This is a genomic window from Streptomyces sp. NBC_01381 (genome assembly GCF_026340305.1).
Classification (GTDB): domain Bacteria; phylum Actinomycetota; class Actinomycetes; order Streptomycetales; family Streptomycetaceae; genus Streptomyces.
Map to the genome: position 1 here is coordinate 402142 of NZ_JAPEPI010000004.1, position 19224 is coordinate 421365.

A 19224-nucleotide genomic window follows, 5' to 3' on the forward strand; every position below is an offset into this window, starting at 1 on the left:
CTTCGGCATGGCCGTCATCCACCACACCGTACTCAAGCCGACCAAGCTGGAACTGCTCACCTCCTGGCTGCCTTCCCGTCCGTGGTACCGCGGTGGCGCGGCCGAACCGCAGTTGGCCAAGGCCGGCGGCTTCCGGCTGGACGACCCGCAAGGCGAGGTGGGGATCGAGTTCATCGTGGTCACCGACGCCTCCGGCCCTCACCCGACCACCTATCTGGTGCCGCTCGCTTATCGCGGTGCCCCGCTCGACGGGGCGGAGCACGCCCTCGTCGGCACCATGGAGCACGGGGTGCTGGGGCGGCGATGGGCCTATGACGGCTGCCACGACCCCGTGTCGGTCGCCCAGTTGGCGGCCCTGATCGAGGGGCGGGCACAGGCCCAGGACCAGAACATCACCGGCGTCCCCGACCGGGAGGTCATCGCCTCCTACGTCGGTGAAGGCTCCATCCCCACAGACTTCACCGCCACCGACGATCAAGAAGGCACCCGGCTGACTACGCCGCATGGCATGACCCTCCGCTTGCACCGGGTCCTGCAGCCCACCACCCCTCCGCAGGGAGCGATCGGCCACTTCACCGCCTCCTGGCAGACGCCCGGTGACACCCGTGCCCGGGGGGTGTTCGCCGTGTTGCACACCGGCACCCGGGCGTAGCCTCTGCATCTGCATCGGGCGGCACTTGCCGTCCGCGGCGAGGCGGACCTTCGTGGTCGGCCCGCCGCGGGAGCGGCCGAGGGCCTCGCCTGCGGGACCGCCTCCGCCAGGAACTCCCGCAGGCACACATCCGCGGGCAGGTGAACTGCTCTGGGCCTGGCCCCTTTTGATGCACTGGATGGCGTCGGTGGCGGGACGACCTCGGCGGTGGCGACTTTCGCCATGGACGGCCTGGCGCTTCCCGCCCAGGCGGCTACAAGTGAAAGGTGGGCACCAGTGAGCAGGGCCAGTGGCGAAGCCGTTCCCGCCTGGTGCATTCCGCTGGTCGGTGACGACGGCAGCCGCAGCGCCGCTGCTCCGGCGTGGTGCATTCCCTGACCTGCGCCGGCCTGAGCCACGCATGACGTTCCCGTCCCCGGCACCGAAACGCCGGAACGGGAACGCTGCGTCGCAGGGCGCGCGCGGCGGCTGCGTCGTGGCGTCAGGCCCCTGATCCCGGATCGGCGGCCCGCCGCTCCCGAGGGCTGATCCACAGCGCCTCGGCCAGCGCGCACAGTTCGCCGGCCACCGTCGCGAGCGCCACCCCCACGGTGACCTTCCGGCCCTCGGCGGCGATGGGCCAGGCGTAGGACACATGGCGCTCGCCCGCCCGCACCGGCCGCAGTTGCCTCCCGGTGAGCGCGGCCGTCACCGCGCCCGGCTTCGTCAGGCCGAACCTGATGCCCAGCCAGCCGCCGGGGCAGTCGAGGGTCGACCAGACCATCTCAGGTGGCAACGTCCCGTCGTCAAGCGCGAGTTCGGCGTCGGGGACCCAGGCCGCGGCGAGCAGCTCGCGCCCGGGGACGCGGGACGGAAAGACCCGTACGCCGAGTCCCACCGGCACCGGGCTGCAGCCGAAACAGTCGGGAATCGGCGGCGGCGACTCGCGGATGTGCCTGAGGTAGTCCTCGGTGGCTGCTTGCGCCTGCTCCCAGGTCGGCATCTCCGGCGGATCGAGCAGCAGTTCGGCCGGCGCGCACGCCACCAAGGCGCCGTTCTCGGCGTCGCCGAGCAGACAGCCGCCGTCCGGGGTCTGCGTGACCTGGAGCGGGGTGTCGGGACGCACCGCGCCACGGAAGTCGACGCGTACCGTCTTGGCCTCCGCGCGGGCGGCGAGCAGCCCCGCGACATAGCCGCCGAAGGCCACCCCCGGGTAGCCCGTCGCATGGGTGGGGACGCTCAGAATCCGGCTCGCTGTCATGGTCGACCACCCCACCACACCACCGCGCGACAGGCGAGGCACGGAGAGGAACAGTGATGGAGATCGCGGATCGCACCCGGCCCCACCGTGCTCACACCGTCCCGCGGCCGACCGGTGCCGTACTCGTCCGCACGATCAACTTCGGTTCGACGGACGCCGGTTCATGCTCGGCCTCGGGATTCTCGATCAGCCGCAGCAGATGGCCGAAGGCCAACGCGCCCATCTCGGCGAAGGGTTGGGCGACGGTGGTCAGGGACGGCGAGCAGTACTCGGCGAGGTCGATGTTGTCGACGCCGACCACGGAGATGTCCTGCGGGACGCGCCGGTCCAGTTCATGCAGGGCGCGGATCACGCCGAAGGCCATCTCGTCGCTGGCGGCGAACACCGCCGTCACGTCGGGGATGCGGCCCAGGATGAGGCCGTTGCGGTAGCCGGACGAGGGGGACCAGTCGCCCTCCAGGACGGGCGGGGCCGTGCGGCCCTCCGCCTCCAGGGTCTCCCGCCAGCCCTGCAGACGGCTCGCCGCGTCGAGCCACTCGCCGGGGCCCGCGACGTGCCAGACCGTCTCGTGCCCGAGGTCGAGCAGATGGCGCGTGGCCAGGCGCGCGGCCTGGACCTGGTCCACCGCGACGACCTCGGAGGCCGCCGTGCGCGACCCGTCGACGGTCACCGTGGGCAGGGAGTCCGTCAACTGCTCGATGCGGGGGCTCACATGGATGAGCGGGATGGCGAGGATGATCCCCTCGACGCGCTGGTCCGCGAGCCGGGAGAGCGCCGCCTCGACGGCGGACGTGTCCAGCGAGGCGGTGGAGGCGGTGGACACCGAGTAGCCGGCCTCGTACGCGGCGCTCTCGATGCCGAAAGTCAGCGTGAGGCGGGAGTAGAACGTGGTCTGCAGCGTGACCACGCCGATCGTCCGGCTGCGCCCGGAGGACAGGATCCGGGCGGCGCTGTTCTTGCGGTACCCGAGCCGTTCCACGGCGGCGAGCACCTTGGCCCGCGTCTCCTCCCGGACGTTGGGATGGTCGGAGAGGGCGCGCGAGACCGTCTGCGCGGAGACTCCCGCGACCCGGGCCACATCGGCCATGCCGGGCGGCCGTCCGCCGCCCTCGCCACCGTTCACCGCATCCATGCGTCCACTGTCTCCACGCGTCCTCGCTTCGTTCCGTACATCGATGCATGCGTCGTTTCGTACGTGGTTCCGTACGTCGTTCCGTGCGCCGGATGATACCGGCCTCATCGCCGCCGCACCGGCCTGAGAGCTCAAGGGGAAAGACCTATTGGCATCGATAACATTCTCTGCCATAGTTCCGGCCATCGGCGCGCTGAATGAGGCCCCATGCGGCCCATGGTGCATCGATCCCACAGCAGGCCCCGCCCTCGGTGTCCGGGTCTGATCCCTGCCCACGAACACAAGGAGGGGCCGTGCAGAGGACCCGTATGCGCACGGCGGGCATCGCCGCAGCCGCCACTCTCACGCTGGTGCTCGGCGGATGCTCGTCGTCCGGTTCGGATTCCGCCGGCGGAGGCGGTGACGGGACCGGGACGCTGAAGTTCTGGGGCTGGTCGCCCGGGTACGCCGACGCCGTCAAGGCGTTCAACAAGGCGCACCCCGACATCAAGGTCGAGTACCAGGAAGTGCAGCCCGGCGCCAAGGGCGGCTACCAGAAGATGCTCAACGCGGTGCAGGCCGGCAACGCGCCCTGCCTGGCCCAGGTCGGCTACGAGACCCTGCCGAGCTTCGCCGCGCAGGGCGCCCTCGGCGACGTATCGAAGTACGCGAACGGCGACAAGGACGACTTCCAGCAGGCGGCCTGGCGCTCGGTCTCCCTGGGGGACGCCGTGTACGGGGCGCCCGTCGACACCGGCCCGATGGCCCTCTTCTACAACAAGAAGGTCTACGACGAGCTGGACCTGAAGCCCCCGAAGACCTGGTCCGAGTACAAGACCCAGGCCAAGAAGATCCACGCCTCCGACCCCGAGCGCTACATCTCCTCGCCCTATCTGAACTACGACTACGCGGGCCTGTCCTGGCAGGCGGGCGCCAGCTGGTTCGGCATCGACGGCGACGCGTGGCAGGTGGGCCTTGCCTCGAAGGCCAATGAGAAGGTCGCCGGCTACTGGCAGGGCCTGGCCGACGACGGCTTGATCAGCAAGGCCCCCATGTACGACCAGTCCTGGTACACCGGAATTGGCAGCGGTAACATCGCCTCCGTCGTCGGCGCCGTCTGGCAGGCCGGCGTCATCAAGGGCGGCGCCAAGGACGGCTCCGGCGACTGGGCCGTCGCGCCGATGCCGCAGTGGCAGGCGGGCGACACCGCGGTCGGCAACGCGGGCGGCTCGGCGACCGCGGTCCTCAAGGGCTGCGAGTCCACCAAGGCCGCGTGGACCTTCGCCCACTGGCTGAGCACCGACCGCAAGGCGTACGGCGGCCTCGTCGACAAGGCATCCCTCTACCCGGCCGCGCCCGCCCTCCTCGACCTGCCCCAGCTCAAGGCCAAGGACCCGTACTTCGGCGGCCAGAAGATCTACGACGTCTTCGCGGCGGCGGCACCCAAGGTCAACTCCGACTGGACCTGGGGCCCGGTCATGACCAAGACCTCCGCGGACCTGGACGACGCGCTGGGCAAGGCCTGGGCCGGCAAGGGCACCTTCAAGGACGCCCTGCGCACCACCCAGGACAAGACGGTCCGCGAACTGAAGAACCAGGGCCTGAAGGTGACCGAGTAGGGCGGACGCCCCGTCGCTCCCGATGCACTCGTTGCTCCCGATCCACCCGGGGCGGCCGGCCGCTGGGACCGGCCGCCCCCGCCAGGCGTCGAACCGGAAGAGAGCTCGTGACCACAACACTCAGCGCGGCCGACCCCGCCGCACCGCCGCGGCAGGAAGCCCGGCCGCCCAGGCGCCGCCGCCGGGAGACGGCACTCACCAAACGCACCCTGCTGCTGTTCGGCGGTCCGTTCGTGGCCCTGTTCGCGGCGATGTACATCGCGCCCATCGTCTACGCGACCGTGAGCAGCCTGTACGTCGTCAAGCGCTCGGGCCTCGGACTGACCGCGCCGACAAAGGAGTTCGACCCGCTGCACAACTTCGCGCAGGCCTTCGGCGACCACGACTTCCTCGCCGCCCTTGGCCGGGTGGGCCTGTTCGCCGTCGTCCAGGTCCCCCTGATGCTGGGCCTCGCACTCGGCCTCGCGCTGCTCATCGACGCCAAGTCGGCGCGCGGAAAGGGCTTCTTCCGTCTCGCGTCGTTCCTGCCCTATGCGATCCCGGGCGTCAGCGCGGCCCTGGTCTGGTCGTTCATGTACTCCTCCGGGTCCAGCCCGATCAACAATCTCCTCGAGCCGCTCGGCATCCAGATCCCGTTCTTCTCCGGCGGCTCGGTCCTGTGGTCGGTGGCGAACATCGTCACGTGGAGCTGGACCGGCTACAACATGATCATTATCTACAGCGCGCTGCAGCTGATCCCCGGTGAGGTCCTGGAGGCCGCGAAGATGGACGGCGCGTCCGCCCTGCGGATCGCCTGGAACATCAAGATCCCGGCCGTACGCGGCTCACTGGTGCTCACCGCGGTCTTCTCGATCATCGGCTCCGCACAGCTCTACAACGAACCGACGGTGCTCCAGCCCATCTCCGGCGGCTCCGTCTCCTCGACGTTCACACCGATCATGTCCGCGCAGTCGGCGGTGGCGGCCGGCAACTACCACTACGCCGCCGCCCAGTCGGTGATCCTCGCCGTCGCCGTCGGCGTGCTGTCCTTCGTCTTCTTCAAGCTGACCAACCGGGGTGACAAGGCATGAGCACCACCGTGACGCGACCCGCCGCCCCGTCCAAGGCGCGCCGCACCGCAAAGGCCGCGGCGCGTCGGGAGACCACGGCGGCAAGCAGTGGCGTCGTCCTGACCCTGCTGCTGATCTCCACCGCGTACTTCCTCTTCCCGCTGTGGTGGCTCCTGGTCTCGGTGACCAAGCCGTTCGGCCGCCAATTCAGCGGCAGCGGACTCTGGTTCGACGGCTTCGGCCTCTTCGACAACCTCAGCCGGCTGACCGCGCAGAGCGACGGCATCTTCTGGCGCTGGATGCTCAACAGCGTCCTGTACTGCGGGATCGGTGCGCTCGGCGCCACCCTGATGTCGGCGATGGCCGGCTACCTCCTTGCCAAGTACGAATTCCGGGGCAAGGGCGCGCTGTTCGGGGCGGTCCTTGCGGCCGTACTGGTCCCGAAGATCCTCTTCACGCTGCCGCTGTACCTGATGTTCTCCGAGGTCGGCCTGATCAACAATCCGCTCGCCGTGCTGCTGCCCAGCATCGTCAGCCCGTTCGGTGTCTATCTGGCACGGGTCTTCGCCGCGCAGGCGGTGCCGGGCGAGGTGATCGAGGCCGGACGTCTCGACGGCGCGGGGGAGTTCCGCATCTTCCGGACGATCGCGTTGCCGATGATGCTGCCGGCGCTGGTGACGATCTTCCTGTTCCAGTTCGTGGAGATCTGGAACAACTACCTGCTTCCCGCGATGGTGTTGGGGGACGACCGCCTGCAGCCGGTCACCGTGGGTCTTGTGGGGTGGAACGCGGCTCATGGAGTGGCGGTTCCGGCGTCACTGGTCGTCGTGGGCTCGCTGGTGTCGGTGGTCCCGCTGATCGTGGCGTTCCTGGCGCTGCAGCGGTTCTGGCGTGCGGGGATGACGGCGGGCGCGGTCAAGTGACGTGGCCGGCGGTCCGCTTCCGGGCGATAGCGTGCTCCGATGACATGGCGAGAACCAACGCATCGGAGAGTGGACGGGCAGACGATCGACGGGGCCTGGTGCCACGTCTGGCGGCGCAGGCCGTGGGATGACAGGCACGTCCTCGACGACCTGATCGTCTTCGCGGACGGCGCCGTCAAGTGCGAGGAGTGGACCGATCTGCCCGGCCTGGAGAAGCTCCTGGAATCGGGCGACATCGCGGTCACGGAGCCGGGAGCGCCAGCGGCTCCCGCCCCGCCGTCGAAGTGGCGTGCCCGCTACGGCGAACCACTGACCCCGCAGGGGTTCCTGCTCGAAGTCGCCGACAAGGTCGAAGAGTTGAGCGGGCGGCCGACGGCCGCGCAGCGCTGCCAGGAGGCGATCCGGCACTTCCAGCAGGATCCGAGCGAACCCAACCGCACCGTGCTGCGAGAGGCCTACCTCGCGGTTCCACCGCACCTGCGGGTCTTCGTCCTCGGCGACATGGACCACCAGGACCGCCCGCTGCGGATTCTGCTGACCGAGCTGGGGGAGGCCGTCGACGGGGACGGCCCGGTGGCGACGGCGGACATGCACCAGCAGGCCCTGGACTACTTCAACCGGTTGGAACAGGCGGTCGCACAGGCGCAGGAGCAGCGCGCGGAGCGATACGCCGACGATCCGGCCGAGGCCGGCCAGGCCGCCTTCACCTCGCTGGAAACCGTCTGTCCACGGGGCTGGCCGGAGGCGCTCGGCCCGTTCGTTCTCCGCAACGAGTACCCGGTGCCGGTGGAGTTCGCCGGGGAAACCTACCCCTGCGTGATCCACGGCTATTGGGCGCTGTCGGCGGCCGACCCTCGCGACCACGACCGGATACGGGATGCGCCGAGCGTTCGGGACGCGCGCGAGATGGGCGGCCGGGTGGAGCGGAGAGCGGATTGGCCCGATGTGCGGCTGGCGGTCATGGAGGGCCTCCTGGAGGTGAAGTTCACTCAGAACCCCGAGCTCGCCCAGATCCTGCTGGCCACCGGGGACAGCGTGATCAGCTACACCGGCCTGTCGGACTCCCCTTTCTGGAGGGATGCCGGCGACGGCCGCGGGCGCAACTGGGTGGGCCGCCTGCTGGAGTTGACCCGCGCCCGGCTCGTCGCGCGACGGGTGTTCCCGTAGTGACGGCTGGCTGCGGGCGGAAAGTTGGTGCTCAGCCACCAGTCCGGGAGCGTTCGGCGACCCCCTCGGTGAGGGTTTCGGCGAGGTCCTCGAAGTTCCATTTCCCTTTCCGGTAGGCGTGGTTGCTGACCCAGTAGACGAGGACGCCGTCGCGGAGGGAGCGTGTCAGGATGGCCAGCGACCAGCCGTTGCCGCCGTCGTGCCAGGCCAGTGGCTCCTCAGGGGTGGTGCGGATGATCCATCCGTAGGCGGCGGAGTCGGCGCTGCCCGGGATGGGGACGCGTGGCGTGAACAACTGGCGGCGGGCGTGGGCGGGCAGGACATTGCTGTGCTGCCGGCTGTCGTACTCGACGGCGATCCGGTGCCGTGGCCAGCGGGGCAGGACGTATCCGGTGTGTTTCATCCCGGCCGGTGCGAACAGGTGCCGGGCCAGGAAGGGCTCGTAACCCTGACCGGAGGTCTTCTCAATGATCGCGGCGAGCAGGCTGTAGCCGGTGTTGGAGTAGTGGAACTCCTTGCCGGGGGCCGAGCCGAGCTTCGAGGCCAGGGCGCGACGGACCAACTGGTCGCGGGAGACGGGCGCGTAGTCGTCGCCGAGGCTTTCGGGCAGGCCCGAGGTGTGGGTGAGGAGGTGCTCGACGGTGATGCTCTTCTTGTCCCCGGGCACGGGCCCGAGGTGCCGGCTGATGGGGTCGTCGACGTCGAGCCGGCCCATCGTCTGCAGCTTCAGGACCGCGGCCGCGGTGAACTGTTTCGTGACGGACATGACGTCGTAGACGGTGCGGCAGCCGGCGGGGATGCCGGCGGCGCGGTCGGCGGCGCGGTCGGCGGACCCGAAGCCGGCGCAGTGGACGAGCCGGTCGCCGCGCGCCGCGATCACGGTGCCGCTCGCACCTTGGGGCAAGGTGCGGCGCAGAAAGCCCGCGATCGATTCCGAGCCGAACGATTTCCTACCGATCGTTTTCCTGTCGTACGCGGCCGGGGAGCGGCTGGTGTGTTCTGCGGTGCACCCGCCGAGCAGCGAAAGCGCCAGCAGGGCGGCGAGCAAAATGGCGCCGCCGCGGCGGCGGTGACCGGGATGAGTACGTCCCATGTGACCTCCAACGTCGGTGATGCGCACCGAGGTTGACCGCCGCCGTCGCCGTTCCTCAAGCTGTCAGGGTGTTCGAGCTTGTGCGAGCCCGCGTACGTCCAGCTCATCCAGGGGGACCGGAATGGCAACCAGCGAACCGTCCACGCCGCCCACGCCACCCACGCCGCCCAACACGGATGCGGCCGCGTTCATGGCGGAGTTGCGACGTCTGAAGGCCTGGTCGGGCCTGAGCTACCGGCAGCTGGAGCGGCGTGCGGCACAGGCCGGTCATGTGCGGATGCGCGCAGGACCATCGCGTGCGGGCCTGCGACGCTCCCGCCCATGCGCGCTGAAGCGCCGCGAAAGCCGCGACAGCCGCGAGGGCGGCGGTCGCGGCGCTCGGTCTCGGCGTGGGCGGGCGCCGCGGCGCTGCTGCTCGCAGTGGTGGGCGGGGTGATGGCGGACGGCGCGTTCACCGACACCCAGGAGGTCAGCCGAACAGAGACGGTCAGGGGTGGCTGAGGATCCCCAGGAGCCGGGTGACTTCCGTGGCGACGGCGTCGCGCGCGGGGCCGAGGTACTTGCGGGGGTCGGCGAGGTCCGGCGCCGCGGCGAGGCGGGCGCGCACCGTACTGGTGAACAGCCTGTTCAGGTGGGTGGATATGTTCACCTTCGTCATGCCGGCCGCGATGGCCTTGCCCAGGTCGGTGTCGCTGACGCCGGATGAGCCGTGCAGGACGAGCGGGACGGCGAGGGCGGTGTGCAGCCGCTGGATGAGGTTGAAGTCGAGCGCGGCGTCGCGGGTGTGCATGGCGTGCGAGCTGCCGACGGCGACGGCGAGGGCGTCGACGGCGGTGGCGTCGGTGAACGCACGGGCCTCGTCGGGGTCGGTGCGGACGCCCGGGGCATGAGCGCCGTCCTTGCCGCCGATCTCGCCGAGCTCCGCCTCGACCCAGATGTCGGCGAGGTGGCAGTACTCCGTGATGGAGCGGGTGGCGGCGACGTTCTCCTCGTAGGGGAGCTTGGAGGCGTCGAACATCACGGAGGTGAAGCCGAGTTCGACGGCTTCACGGACCAGGTCGGCCGATTCGGCATGGTCGAGGTGGACGGCCACCGGGACGTGCGCGGCGCGGGCGATCGCAAGGGTCGCCAGGGCGAGCGGGGTCAGGGCGCCGTGGTAGCGGGCGGTGTTCTCGCTGATCTGGAGGATGACGGGCCGTTGCGCGGCTTCCGCCCCGGTGACGATGGCTTCGGCATGCTCGATCTGGACGACGTTGAAGGCACCGACGCCCGAGCGCTGTTGGCGGGCGGCGTGGGTGATGGTGCCGGTGGGGGAGAGGGGCATGGGGCTTCTCCAGAGGAATGACGGCTGAACGGGTGCGGGGCGTCAGGGACTTGGCCGGGAAGGGAGGGTGAGATGTCGGGCGGGGCGCGTGCACACGGCCCGACGCCTCACCACGAACGCGGGCCGCCACCGCCCGGTCGGTTCAGGACTGGCCGTCGTCGAGGATCACCGAGCGGGTCAGGTTGCGGGGGCGGTCCGGGTCGTATCCGCGGTCCTGCGCGATGAGGACCGCCAGACGCTGTACGAGGATCAGGTCGGCCAGCGGATCGAGGCCGCCCGCACCTTCGGAACCGGCGACAAAGGCACCGCCGACCTTTGCGACGTCGTCGGCCAGGCCCTGCGGAGCCGTTCCGAACAGCCACGCCACCCGGTTCGGCCCGGTGATGCTGATCGGTCCGTGGCGGTACTCCATCGCCGGATACGCCTCGGTCCAGGCGCCCGCCGCCTCACGCATCTTGAGCCCGGCCTCCAGTGCGAGTCCGTAGGACCAGCCGGTGCCGAGGAAGGTGAACTGCTCGGCGCCACGCATGTCTTCGCCGATCGGGGCGTCGACGGCGCGCTGCGCGTCCTCGATCGCGCCGGCCATCGGACGCACCCCGTCCGGCAGGGCGCCCTCCGCCTCCAGATGCGCGCGGAGCAGGGCGAGGACCGAGGTGGCGAAGCGCGTCTGGACCACCGACTCCTCGTCGGCGAAGTCCAGGACGGCGACGCTGTCGGCCAGGTCCATGACGGCGGTGGCGGGATCGGCGGTGATCGCCGAGGTCGGCACGGTGCCCTTGAGACGGGCCAGCAGGTCCAGGACCTCCGTCGTGGTGCCGGACCGCGTGATGGCGAGGACCCGGTCGTAGGCACGCCCGGTCGGGAACTCGGACGCGGCGAAGGCGTCCGTCTCGCCGTGCCCGCCGGTCTCCCGCAGCTGCGCGTACGCGAGGGCCATGAACCACGAGGTGCCACAGCCCACGACGGCTATGCGCTCACCGCGCCGGGGCAGGGCCGCGGAGAGCGATCCGGCGGAAGCGGCGGCCTGGCGCCAGGCGTCGGGCTGGGAAGCGATCTCCACGGAGGTGCGGCAGGTGTGCGGGGCGGCCATGGCGGGTGCTCCTTGGTGAGGGGACAGACGGGCGGCGACAAGACGTCTCCTGCGCCGAGCACGCTGTCGTATCGACATGCATGATGTCAATAGTTGCTCGTTAAGGCGCCAAAGAATGCAGAATCGAGCATAGTGAGTGTGTGCACTGTTCATGGTGGGGTTCCGTGCCGGCCCTCTGCCGGGGCCGGTCACTACGATCAGTGACTGAGCCGGTGGATCAGACAGAGCGGGCAGGAGTCCGAGAACAATGTCCAAACGCGACCGCTGGAGCGCGCTGCTTGAACTGCTGGCCGCCGAGGGCCGGTTGGACGTCGAGGAGGCCGCGGGCGCCCTCGACGTCTCCAGCGCCACCATCCGCAGAGACCTCGACGAACTGGCCGAGCAGCAGATGCTGGTCCGCACGCGCGGCGGCGCGGTCGCCCACGGCGTCTCCTACGAACTGCCGCTGCGCTACAAGACGTCCCGGCGCGCACCCGAGAAACAGCGCATCGCCGCGGCGGCCGCCGACCTCATCGGCGACGGCGAGGTGGTGGGCCTCAACGGCGGTACGACCACGACCGAGGTCGCCCGGGTGCTCGCGCTGCGGGTCGGCGGCAGCCGGCGGGACGGCGCCGACGCGGGAGCCCCCGCCGCCTCCGCACCCGCGCTGACGGTCGTCACCAACGCCCTGAACATCGCCGCTGAACTCGCCGTCCGCCCCCAGATCAAGATCGTGTCCACCGGCGGCGTCGCCCGCCCGCAGTCCTACGAACTCGTCGGGCCGCTGACCGGCGGCGTACTGAAAGAGGTCGTGCTCGACGCCGCCGTTCTCGGCGTCGACGGCATCGACCCGCAGCTCGGCGCCATGGCGCACCACGAGGACGAGGCAGGCGTCAGCAGACTCTTCACCGAGCGGGCCAACCGCGTGATCGTGGTGAGCGACTCGTCCAAACTGGGCAAGCGCGCCTTCGCGAGGATCTGCGACCTCGACCGGGTGGACACCCTGGTCACCGACGTCAACATCTCCCCGGAGACCTCCGCACGCCTCACGGAGGCCGGCGTGAAGGTGATCGCGGTGTGACGCCGGGTCCTGGCAGCGGCGGGGAGCCGTCCCGCTGCCGGCTCGCCGCAGGTCCGGGCCGGGGCGAGGATGTTCGCGAGACGTCGCGATCCACGGAAGGCAGCGTCCATGGAGCAGGTCCCTCGCGAGCGCGATGCGCGCACCCGGCTGGATCTCCAGGCCGTCGGTGCGCTGCTGTCGGCCCAGCGGCAGCGGATCGGCGTCTACGCCCATGCCCACAGGCCGCACCCCCACGACGCGGAGCGGCCGCTCGAACGGCGCCCCGATGTGATCCCTGACGCCGTCGTGGAGCTTCTGGAGGCCATGCCGATGGCCGCGATGCTGGTGACGCCCGTGCTCGACGAGCGGGGCGAGGTCGAGGACATCCTGTACCTGGCCCAGAACAAGCACGCCCGCGCCTACTCGACCACCCACGTGCCGCTGGACGCCGTGCCGCGGTGGACCGGACCGGTCCGTCTGTTCGAGCGCTTTCCCCTCCTGAAGCACACGCGCCTTCCCCGGATGCTCGCCGCCGCCCACCGCGAGTGCACACCGCAGGGGCCCGAGGCGGTGGAGTGGTTCATCCCCAGGCCGTCCGATCCGCCGGCCCGGCTGAGCAACGAGGTGCACGTCGCCCCGTGCGGCGAGCATCTCCTCGTGAGCTGGGAGCCAGGACACCGACTCCGCATGGCGATGGGCGCCCAGAAACTGGTGAAGACCTGCTGGGCCGAATGGAACCTGGCCGACGACACGGTCGAACCCTCCGTGGGCTTCGGCTACGTACTCGGCCTGGACGAGACCGCGCCCGCTCCCGACCTCCTCGGGATGGCCGCGCTCGTCGCCCCCGAGAGCCTGCCCGAGCTGTACCGCACCCTGTACGAAGTGCTGCTGCGCGAGCACCGGTCCGAGTGCGAGCTGTGGATGCCGGGCCCGGGCCCGTACAAGCGCGTCATCCGCATGGTCGCCGAACCGGTGCGCCCTGAAGGAGGGGGACCGGTGTGGGCGGTGCGGGCCGTCCTCGTCGACGTCACCGACGACCGCCGCCGCCGCGGTCAGGCCCGTGCGGCCGACGAGGAAGCGCGCCGCCAGCGCGGGCGCGCCGAAGCCCTGGCCGAAGTCTCCCACGCGCTCCGGGACGCGGTACTGCCCCGCTTCGCCGGCGAACTCGTGTCCTACGGCCTCGATGCCGTCGCCGTGTACCGGCCGGACGCCACCGGATCAGGCGTCGGCGGCGACTGGTACAAGGCGCGAGGGCTCCCGGGCGGACGTATCCTCATCGCCCTCGGCGACGCCCGCGGGCACGGCCTCGACGCGGTCACCCTCATGGCGAAGCTCCGCTACGCCCTGGGCGGCCTCGCCTACACCGAGGCGCCGGTGGAGCAGCTCACCCGATGGCTGAACGAGGTCGCATGCGACGACGGCGCCGAGTCGACCGCGACCGCCGTCATCGCCCGCTACCACCCCGAGCGTTCGCTGCTGCGCTGGACCTGCGCGGGACATCCGCGCCCGGTCCTCCTGCGGGACGGCCGCGCCACACAGCTGCCCGCTCCGGAGGGCGGCCCCGGAGTCACCCTCGGCGTCATGCCGGGCATCGGCTACACGGCAGTCGAGACCTTTCTCGACGACACGGACATCGTCCTCCTCTACTCGGACGGGCTGACCGAGCGGCGGGACACCGACCCCGACGAGGACACGACCCGCCTGCTGAACGAGGCGGAGAACTGCCTGGGCGGGGCGAGACCCCCGCGCGGCCACGACGGGCTGCAGGAGTACGCGGAGCGCCTCCTGGACCGGCTCGACGGACCCCACCGCGCCGACGACGCCACCTTGCTCGCACTCCGACGCGTCCCCGTACGGAAGGAGCCGACGGGCTCCCCGTGACGCGTCGAAGGCGGGCGCACCGGCACACGCTCGTATCAGACCGTGGTGTCAGACCGTGGTGGTCAGGGCGGGCTCGTCCGGACCGGTGGCGAGGGGCTGGTGCCCGCTCTTGTCCTTGCGCGGGAGGAGGAACGGGGTCGCCAGGAGCAGTACGCCGGCGATGCCGATCGCGATGCGGGCGTCGGTGACGGCGGCCAGGACGCCCCACAGGGCGGTCAGTACGGCGATCGCGCCGGTGCCGGTCACGTTCCAGGCCACCAGGACCCGCCCGACCCGCTCGGCGGGCACCCGCTGGAGCCGCTCGGTCGCGAACAGCGGGTTGAACACGCCCATGCAGGTGATCAGGACCAGTTCCACGGCGATGACCAGGACCACGCCGGCGGTCCCGGGCATGACGAAGAAGAGACCGACGGGCCACAGGGCCCGCAGCGCTCCGGAGGTGATCAGGACGCGACGGCGCCCGTAGCGGGCCTCCAGGCGCGGGGCGAGCTGAGCGCCGGCGAATCCGCCGACGCAGGGCAGGCCGAACGCGAGCCCGTACTGCCACGCCATCCAGCCGAGGTCCTGCAGCAGCAGGACGGCCATCAGCGGTTCGGTGGCCATGATCAGTGCGTTGACGGCCACGGTGTTCCAGAACAGCGGGCGCAGCTGCCGGTCGTCGTGGATGAACCTCCACCCCTTGACCAGGTCCGAAGCCCGGACCTTCGCGGCCCCGGCCCGCTCGGACGTGGTCTCCTGCTGCCGGATCGCGCCGATCCCGACCGCGGACAGCAGGAAGCCGACGGCGTTGGCGATCACGGTGACCGCGGGGCCGAGCAGGCTGATCGCCGCCCCGCCCAGGGTCGGGCCGACCGCCGTGGCGGTCCAAGTGGTCGACTCGAAGCGGCCGTTGGCCACCAGCAAATGGTCCGGGCGCACGAGCTGCTTGAGGTAGGCGCCACTGGCGGAGGTGAAAGCGATGTTCGCCGCCGCACTGATCACGGAGACGACAAGCAGCTGGGTGTAGGTCAGCCGGTCGGCGAAGCAGGCGGCCGGGATCGTCAGGAGGGCGGCGAACCGCACCAGGTCGGTGACGATCATGACTGGCTTCTTGCGGTGTGCCTCGACCCACGGGCCGAACGGCAGCGCGAGGAGCGCGCCGACCGCCAGACCTGCCGCCGCAAGCGCCGAGACGGCCGCAGGGCCGACGTGCAGCACCTGGATCGCGATCAGGGGGAACGCACCGAACCCCAACCACGTACCGACCGTCGAGGCGGCGAACGCCGACCACAGCCATCCGAACGATCGCCCGAGCTTCTGCCGTGCCATGAAGAACCCTCCGTCACAACCCACCATTGACGGCGAGGATTCGACCAGGCGGACCGGCCTGCGATCCAACAACCACACCTTCGGCGAGCCACAACCGCAGGTTGTGCTCACCTAGGGTCTGCGGCGTGGACATCGAAGCCGTGCGCACCTTCGTCACCGTCGCGGAGACCGGACAGTTCCAGGAGGCTGCCGTGGAGCTGCGCATCACTCAGCAGGCCGTCTCCAAGCGCGTGGCGAGCCTGGAACGCGCGCTCGGGGTGACCCTGTTCGTCCGCACCGCACGCGGCGCGCGCCTCACCCTGGACGGCCAGGCGTTCCTGCCGCACGCCCGCGAGGTGCTGCGGGCCGTGGAGAGGGCGGCCGCTTCCGTACGTCCTGGTGAGCGGGCGCTGCGTGTGGACGTACTCCACCGGCGCATCGCCCCGGCCCTTGCCCTGCGCGGCTTCTACCAGTCCCACCCGGGCACGGACCTGGACGTGGTCACGCTCTCGGACGCGAACGCGACCACAGCGATCGAGGCCGTACTGGCAGGCGAGATCGACGCGACCTTCCGTGCCGTACCCGCGGGCGACCTGCCCGAGGGAGTCAGCGCCGAGCGTGTCCTGGACGACCCGCTGCAACTGCTCGTCGGACCGGGCCACCCGCTCACGGCGGCCAAGTCCTTGACCCCGGCGGACCTGGCAGGGCACCGGATCTGGATCCCGGGCATCAAGCAGGGCACCGAGTGGGCGGCGTACTACGACGAGCTCACCGAAACCTTCGACCTGCGCATCGACGCGGTAGGCCCCGACTTCGGCACCGAAGCACTGATGGACTCCATCGCCGACTCCACCGCACTGGCCACCCTCATCGGAACCCGGGACAGATACGTGTGGCCGGCGGCCCACGACCTGCGACGGATCCCGGTCGAAGGACCGACGCCGGTCTACCCCCACTCGTTCCTGCACCGAACGGCCAACCCGCACCCGATCCTCGCGGCCCTGCGCAGGCATCTCATCGAGGCACGACCGACGCCACCGGCCGACGCGTGGACGCCGAGTTGGGCCGGGACTTAGGATCCGGGCGTGGCAGACATTTCGGATGAATTGATCAGGCTGGAACGCTGGGCCGAGGAAGAGCGCGCGAAGCTCGCGGGCCTTGAGGGCGAGGAGTACGCGGTGCAGCAGCGCCGGTGGCGTGAGGCATCGGCGATGGCGCAGACAGCCGTCACGCACCACGCAAGGGCGACAGGGCAGGACAGCTCCGAGGTCGGGCATGCGGTGCGGCAGGCCGTCCGGCACGCGGAGGAGGACCCTGCGGAGTAGCTGCCGAGCTGCTGGCGTCGAAAGGTGGGAGGGCGGCCGACCGGTGCGTCAGTCCGCCCCGGTGGGCCCCGAGCGCTAGACCGACCTCGGCGTGGATCTCGCCGGCCGCGTACCCATGGTCGGCGGCGAGGGCCATGGCCTTGCGATGGAGCTCGGCGGCGCGGGGAAAGTCGACGGTCTTCAGCGGCTCCCAGGACGCCTTCGTCACGCACCGGGAGGAGCTGGCGAGCCTGGGCAACGCCGTGCACCTCGGCACGGACCCGGCCCTTGCCCCGGTGTACGACACCGCGCTGTTCGGCCTCGCCTGGGGCGCGTTGGCAGGCTTCTACCACTCCGTCGCTCTGGCGGGCGCGGCGGGCGTCGACCCCACCGTCTTCGCAGCGGTGGCGAAGGGCCACATGCCGTTCGTGACCTCCCTGATGGGGGAGCACCGAGGTGCCGGACCTGTTCCAGTCTCTGCTGAAGCGCGCGGCGGCCGACGGCCACGGGACGAGCGGCATCGCGAGTGTCGTGGAAGCGATCTCCAACTAGCCGGCAGCCGCCTGGCATGCTGATCCGAGGTGCCAGGCCCGACGCGCGGGCAAGGCCACGGAGCGGGGGGATCGCGTTGATCGTCTGGGTGAACGGTGCGTTCGGCAGCGGAAAGAGCACACTGGTGGAGGAGTTGCGCCCGCGCTGGCCCGAAGCCTTGGTCTATGACCCGGAGATGGTCGGCTTCGTACTGCGGGAGATCGTGGAGGTGCCGACCGGCGACTTCCAGGATCTCCGGTTGTGGCGGCGGCAGGTTGCCGACCTGGCGGTGGGACTGGTCGAGGAGTACCGGCGTCCGGTCCTTGTTCCCATGACCTTGGTCAACCCCGACTACGTAGGTGAGATCTTCAGCGCGTTGAAGGACGCGGGCATCGACGTGCACCACTTCTTCCTCAAGGTGTCCCGGGACGTCTTGGAGAGGCGGATCGACGGCCGGACCTTCTTTCCTGACGATCCCGAGCGGGAGGAGCGGGTCCGGCGTTGGGCCAAGGACAGGATCGAGGCGTGCATGGCCGCGGCCGACACCCTGCCCGGCGACACGGTCTTCCTGGACGGCGGGTTGCCCCCTCGGGAGCTGGCCGAACAGGTGCTGGCGCGGGTCCACCTCAGCCCAAGCGCATAGGCAGTTCGGCCAGGCCGCGCAGCAACGTGCTGGTCCGCCAGGTGAGTTGGGCCGGATCGGTGGCGAAGGCCAGCGCGGGGCGGTCGGCCAGGAGCCGGCGCACGGCGATCGTGGCCTCCGCGCGTGCCAGCGGGGCACCGAGGCAGTGGTGCAGGCCGTGACCGAACCCGAGGTGGCCCTGCGCGCGGCGGGTGAGGTCGAAGCGGTCGGGGTCGGGGAAGTGAAGGGGATCGCGGGAGGCCGCGGCGAGCGAGATCAGGACCGAGTCACCGGCGGCCATGCGGGTGCCCGCCAGATCCAGCGGCTCGGCCACGAAGCGGAACGCGGTGGCGTGGACGGGGGAGTTGTGGCGCAGCGACTCCTCGACGGCCCCGCCCACCAGACTGGGATCGGAGCGGAGCAAGGCGAGTTGGTCCGGGTGGCTGAGCAGGCTGTGGAGTGTTCCGGAGATCAGATTGACCGTCGTCTCATGACCGGCGACGAGGATGAGGAAGACCATGCCGAGCAGCTCTTCCTGGCTGAGGGATGACCGGTCTTCTTCCGTGACGTCGTCGTCGTCGGTGGTGGTCGGTCGAGCGGCGGCCGCGGCCAGATCGCTGAGCAGGGTGTCGTCGGGGGCGGCGCTCTTCCGGTCGATCAGCTCGGTGAGGAAACCCGTGAGCGCGGTGGCCGCCGAGGCAGCGGCTTCGCTCGAGGTGGGCATGACCAGCTCGTTCGACCAGGTGTGGAAGGCGGTTCGCGCCGTGGCGGGGACGCCGAGGAGGTCGCAGATCACCGCGACGGGCAGCGGCAGCGCGTACCGGCTCACCAGGTCCGCGGTCCCGTGCCGGGGCAGTGCGGCGAGCAGTTTGTCGGCGATGGCTTCGACCTTCGGCAGGAGCTCGGCGATCCGTCCGGGTGTGAAGCGGCCGGCCACCAGGCGGCGCAGCCGGGTGTGGTGCGGGGGATCGCTCTGCAGCATGTTGCGTCCGATGGCGTGGCCGCCGTCGCTCTGCCAGGACGAGGAGTGGCTGATGTCGTTGCGCAACCGAGGATCGGTGAGCGCGGCACGGGCCGCGTCGCGCGTCACGACCAGCCAGCTCTCTCCCGCTTCCGGGACGAGGATGCGGTGAACGGGGCCCTTGGTGCGCAGGGCCGCGTAGAGGGGATAGGGGTTGGTCGCCAGGTCGAGGCCGCTGTGGGCCGCCAGGTCTTCCAGGGTGGGCGCCTGCATGGCATCCCTTCCGTCGGAGTCACGTCCGGGACCTCGCGCCGACTGGCGTGAAGCCCCT

At 70.6% G+C, this 19224-nt stretch carries 19 protein-coding genes; 12 read left to right on the forward strand and 7 right to left on the reverse strand.

Annotated features, from left to right (window positions below; all coding sequences use genetic code 11):
• Positions 1-7 precede the first annotated feature (7 nt).
• A complete protein-coding gene (locus OG453_RS43145; protein ID WP_266874275.1) occupies positions 8-652 on the forward strand; it encodes a 1,4-alpha-glucan branching protein in 645 nt (214 codons plus the stop codon).
• Between the two features lie 481 nt (positions 653-1133).
• On the opposite strand, the gene OG453_RS43150 is transcribed toward OG453_RS43145, so the two are convergent.
• On the reverse strand, positions 1134-1892 hold the full coding sequence (locus OG453_RS43150) for a hotdog fold domain-containing protein (protein WP_266874276.1): 759 nt from the start codon (positions 1890-1892) through the stop codon (positions 1134-1136).
• Positions 1893-1983: 91 nt separating this feature from the next.
• A complete protein-coding gene (locus OG453_RS43155; RefSeq protein ID WP_266874277.1) occupies positions 1984-3024 on the reverse strand; it encodes a LacI family DNA-binding transcriptional regulator in 1041 nt (346 codons plus the stop codon).
• A 293-nt stretch (positions 3025-3317) separates the two neighbouring features.
• On the opposite strand from OG453_RS43155, the gene OG453_RS43160 reads away from it, so the two are divergent.
• The 4 genes from OG453_RS43160 to OG453_RS43175 all read left to right on the forward strand — a co-directional run bounded on the left by OG453_RS43160 (position 3318) and on the right by OG453_RS43175 (position 7761).
• On the forward strand, positions 3318-4622 hold the full coding sequence (locus OG453_RS43160; RefSeq protein WP_266874278.1) for a sugar ABC transporter substrate-binding protein: 1305 nt from the start codon (positions 3318-3320) through the stop codon (positions 4620-4622).
• A gap of 107 nt (positions 4623-4729) precedes the next feature.
• Positions 4730-5692 carry a carbohydrate ABC transporter permease gene (locus tag OG453_RS43165; RefSeq protein ID WP_266874279.1) on the forward strand — a complete coding sequence of 321 codons (963 nt, stop codon included), beginning with the start codon at positions 4730-4732 and terminating at the stop codon, positions 5690-5692.
• Complete coding sequence (locus OG453_RS43170) at positions 5689-6594, forward strand: carbohydrate ABC transporter permease (protein ID WP_266874280.1); 906 nt, start codon at positions 5689-5691, stop codon at positions 6592-6594. The genes OG453_RS43165 and OG453_RS43170 overlap by 4 nt, the downstream gene beginning before the upstream one ends.
• A gap of 69 nt (positions 6595-6663) precedes the next feature.
• Entirely contained in the window at positions 6664-7761 is a 1098-nt protein-coding gene (locus tag OG453_RS43175) for an NADAR family protein (RefSeq protein WP_266874281.1), read from the forward strand.
• A gap of 31 nt (positions 7762-7792) precedes the next feature.
• Here OG453_RS43175 and OG453_RS43180 read toward each other — a convergent pair whose 3' ends face one another.
• Positions 7793-8854 carry a serine hydrolase gene (locus tag OG453_RS43180; RefSeq protein ID WP_266874282.1) on the reverse strand — a complete coding sequence of 354 codons (1062 nt, stop codon included), beginning with the start codon at positions 8852-8854 and terminating at the stop codon, positions 7793-7795.
• A 321-nt stretch (positions 8855-9175) separates the two neighbouring features.
• Here OG453_RS43180 and OG453_RS43185 point away from each other — a divergent pair, with 321 nt between their 5' ends.
• The gene (locus OG453_RS43185; RefSeq protein ID WP_266874283.1) at positions 9176-9355 is read left to right on the forward strand and encodes a hypothetical protein; all 180 of its coding nucleotides are present in this window, start codon (positions 9176-9178) and stop codon (positions 9353-9355) included.
• On the opposite strand, the gene OG453_RS43190 is transcribed toward OG453_RS43185, so the two are convergent.
• Together OG453_RS43190 and OG453_RS43195 are read right to left on the reverse strand one after the other, a co-directional pair.
• Positions 9342-10178, reverse strand: a complete 837-nt coding sequence (locus OG453_RS43190; protein WP_266874284.1) for a class II fructose-bisphosphate aldolase — start codon at positions 10176-10178, stop codon at positions 9342-9344. The genes OG453_RS43185 and OG453_RS43190 overlap by 14 nt on opposite strands.
• Positions 10179-10320: 142 nt before the next feature.
• Positions 10321-11268 (reverse strand): SIS domain-containing protein, encoded by a 948-nt coding sequence (locus tag OG453_RS43195; protein ID WP_266874285.1) that lies wholly within the window; start codon positions 11266-11268, stop codon positions 10321-10323.
• 247 nt (positions 11269-11515) lie between these two features.
• Here OG453_RS43195 and OG453_RS43200 point away from each other — a divergent pair, with 247 nt between their 5' ends.
• Together OG453_RS43200 and OG453_RS43205 are read left to right on the forward strand one after the other, a co-directional pair.
• A complete protein-coding gene (locus OG453_RS43200; protein ID WP_266874286.1) occupies positions 11516-12328 on the forward strand; it encodes a DeoR/GlpR family DNA-binding transcription regulator in 813 nt (270 codons plus the stop codon).
• A gap of 108 nt (positions 12329-12436) precedes the next feature.
• The gene (locus tag OG453_RS43205; RefSeq protein WP_266874287.1) at positions 12437-14188 is read left to right on the forward strand and encodes a PP2C family protein-serine/threonine phosphatase; all 1752 of its coding nucleotides are present in this window, start codon (positions 12437-12439) and stop codon (positions 14186-14188) included.
• 48 nt (positions 14189-14236) lie between these two features.
• Here OG453_RS43205 and OG453_RS43210 read toward each other — a convergent pair whose 3' ends face one another.
• Positions 14237-15496 carry an MFS transporter gene (locus tag OG453_RS43210; RefSeq protein ID WP_266874288.1) on the reverse strand — a complete coding sequence of 420 codons (1260 nt, stop codon included), beginning with the start codon at positions 15494-15496 and terminating at the stop codon, positions 14237-14239.
• A 125-nt stretch (positions 15497-15621) separates the two neighbouring features.
• On the opposite strand from OG453_RS43210, the gene OG453_RS43215 reads away from it, so the two are divergent.
• The 4 genes from OG453_RS43215 to OG453_RS43230 all read left to right on the forward strand — a co-directional run bounded on the left by OG453_RS43215 (position 15622) and on the right by OG453_RS43230 (position 17953).
• Positions 15622-16551, forward strand: coding sequence for a LysR family transcriptional regulator (locus tag OG453_RS43215; protein ID WP_266874289.1), 930 nt, complete (start codon positions 15622-15624; stop codon positions 16549-16551).
• A gap of 9 nt (positions 16552-16560) precedes the next feature.
• Positions 16561-16800: a hypothetical protein gene (locus OG453_RS43220; protein ID WP_266874290.1), complete on the forward strand. Its 240-nt coding sequence runs from the start codon at positions 16561-16563 to the stop codon at positions 16798-16800.
• A gap of 134 nt (positions 16801-16934) precedes the next feature.
• The gene (locus tag OG453_RS43225) at positions 16935-17354 is read left to right on the forward strand and encodes a hypothetical protein (protein ID WP_266874291.1); all 420 of its coding nucleotides are present in this window, start codon (positions 16935-16937) and stop codon (positions 17352-17354) included.
• Between the two features lie 53 nt (positions 17355-17407).
• Positions 17408-17953 (forward strand): AAA family ATPase, encoded by a 546-nt coding sequence (locus OG453_RS43230; protein WP_266874292.1) that lies wholly within the window; start codon positions 17408-17410, stop codon positions 17951-17953.
• Here OG453_RS43230 and OG453_RS43235 read toward each other — a convergent pair.
• The gene (locus OG453_RS43235) at positions 17937-19166 is read right to left on the reverse strand and encodes a cytochrome P450 (protein ID WP_266874293.1); all 1230 of its coding nucleotides are present in this window, start codon (positions 19164-19166) and stop codon (positions 17937-17939) included. The genes OG453_RS43230 and OG453_RS43235 overlap by 17 nt on opposite strands.
• Positions 19167-19224 lie beyond the last annotated feature (58 nt).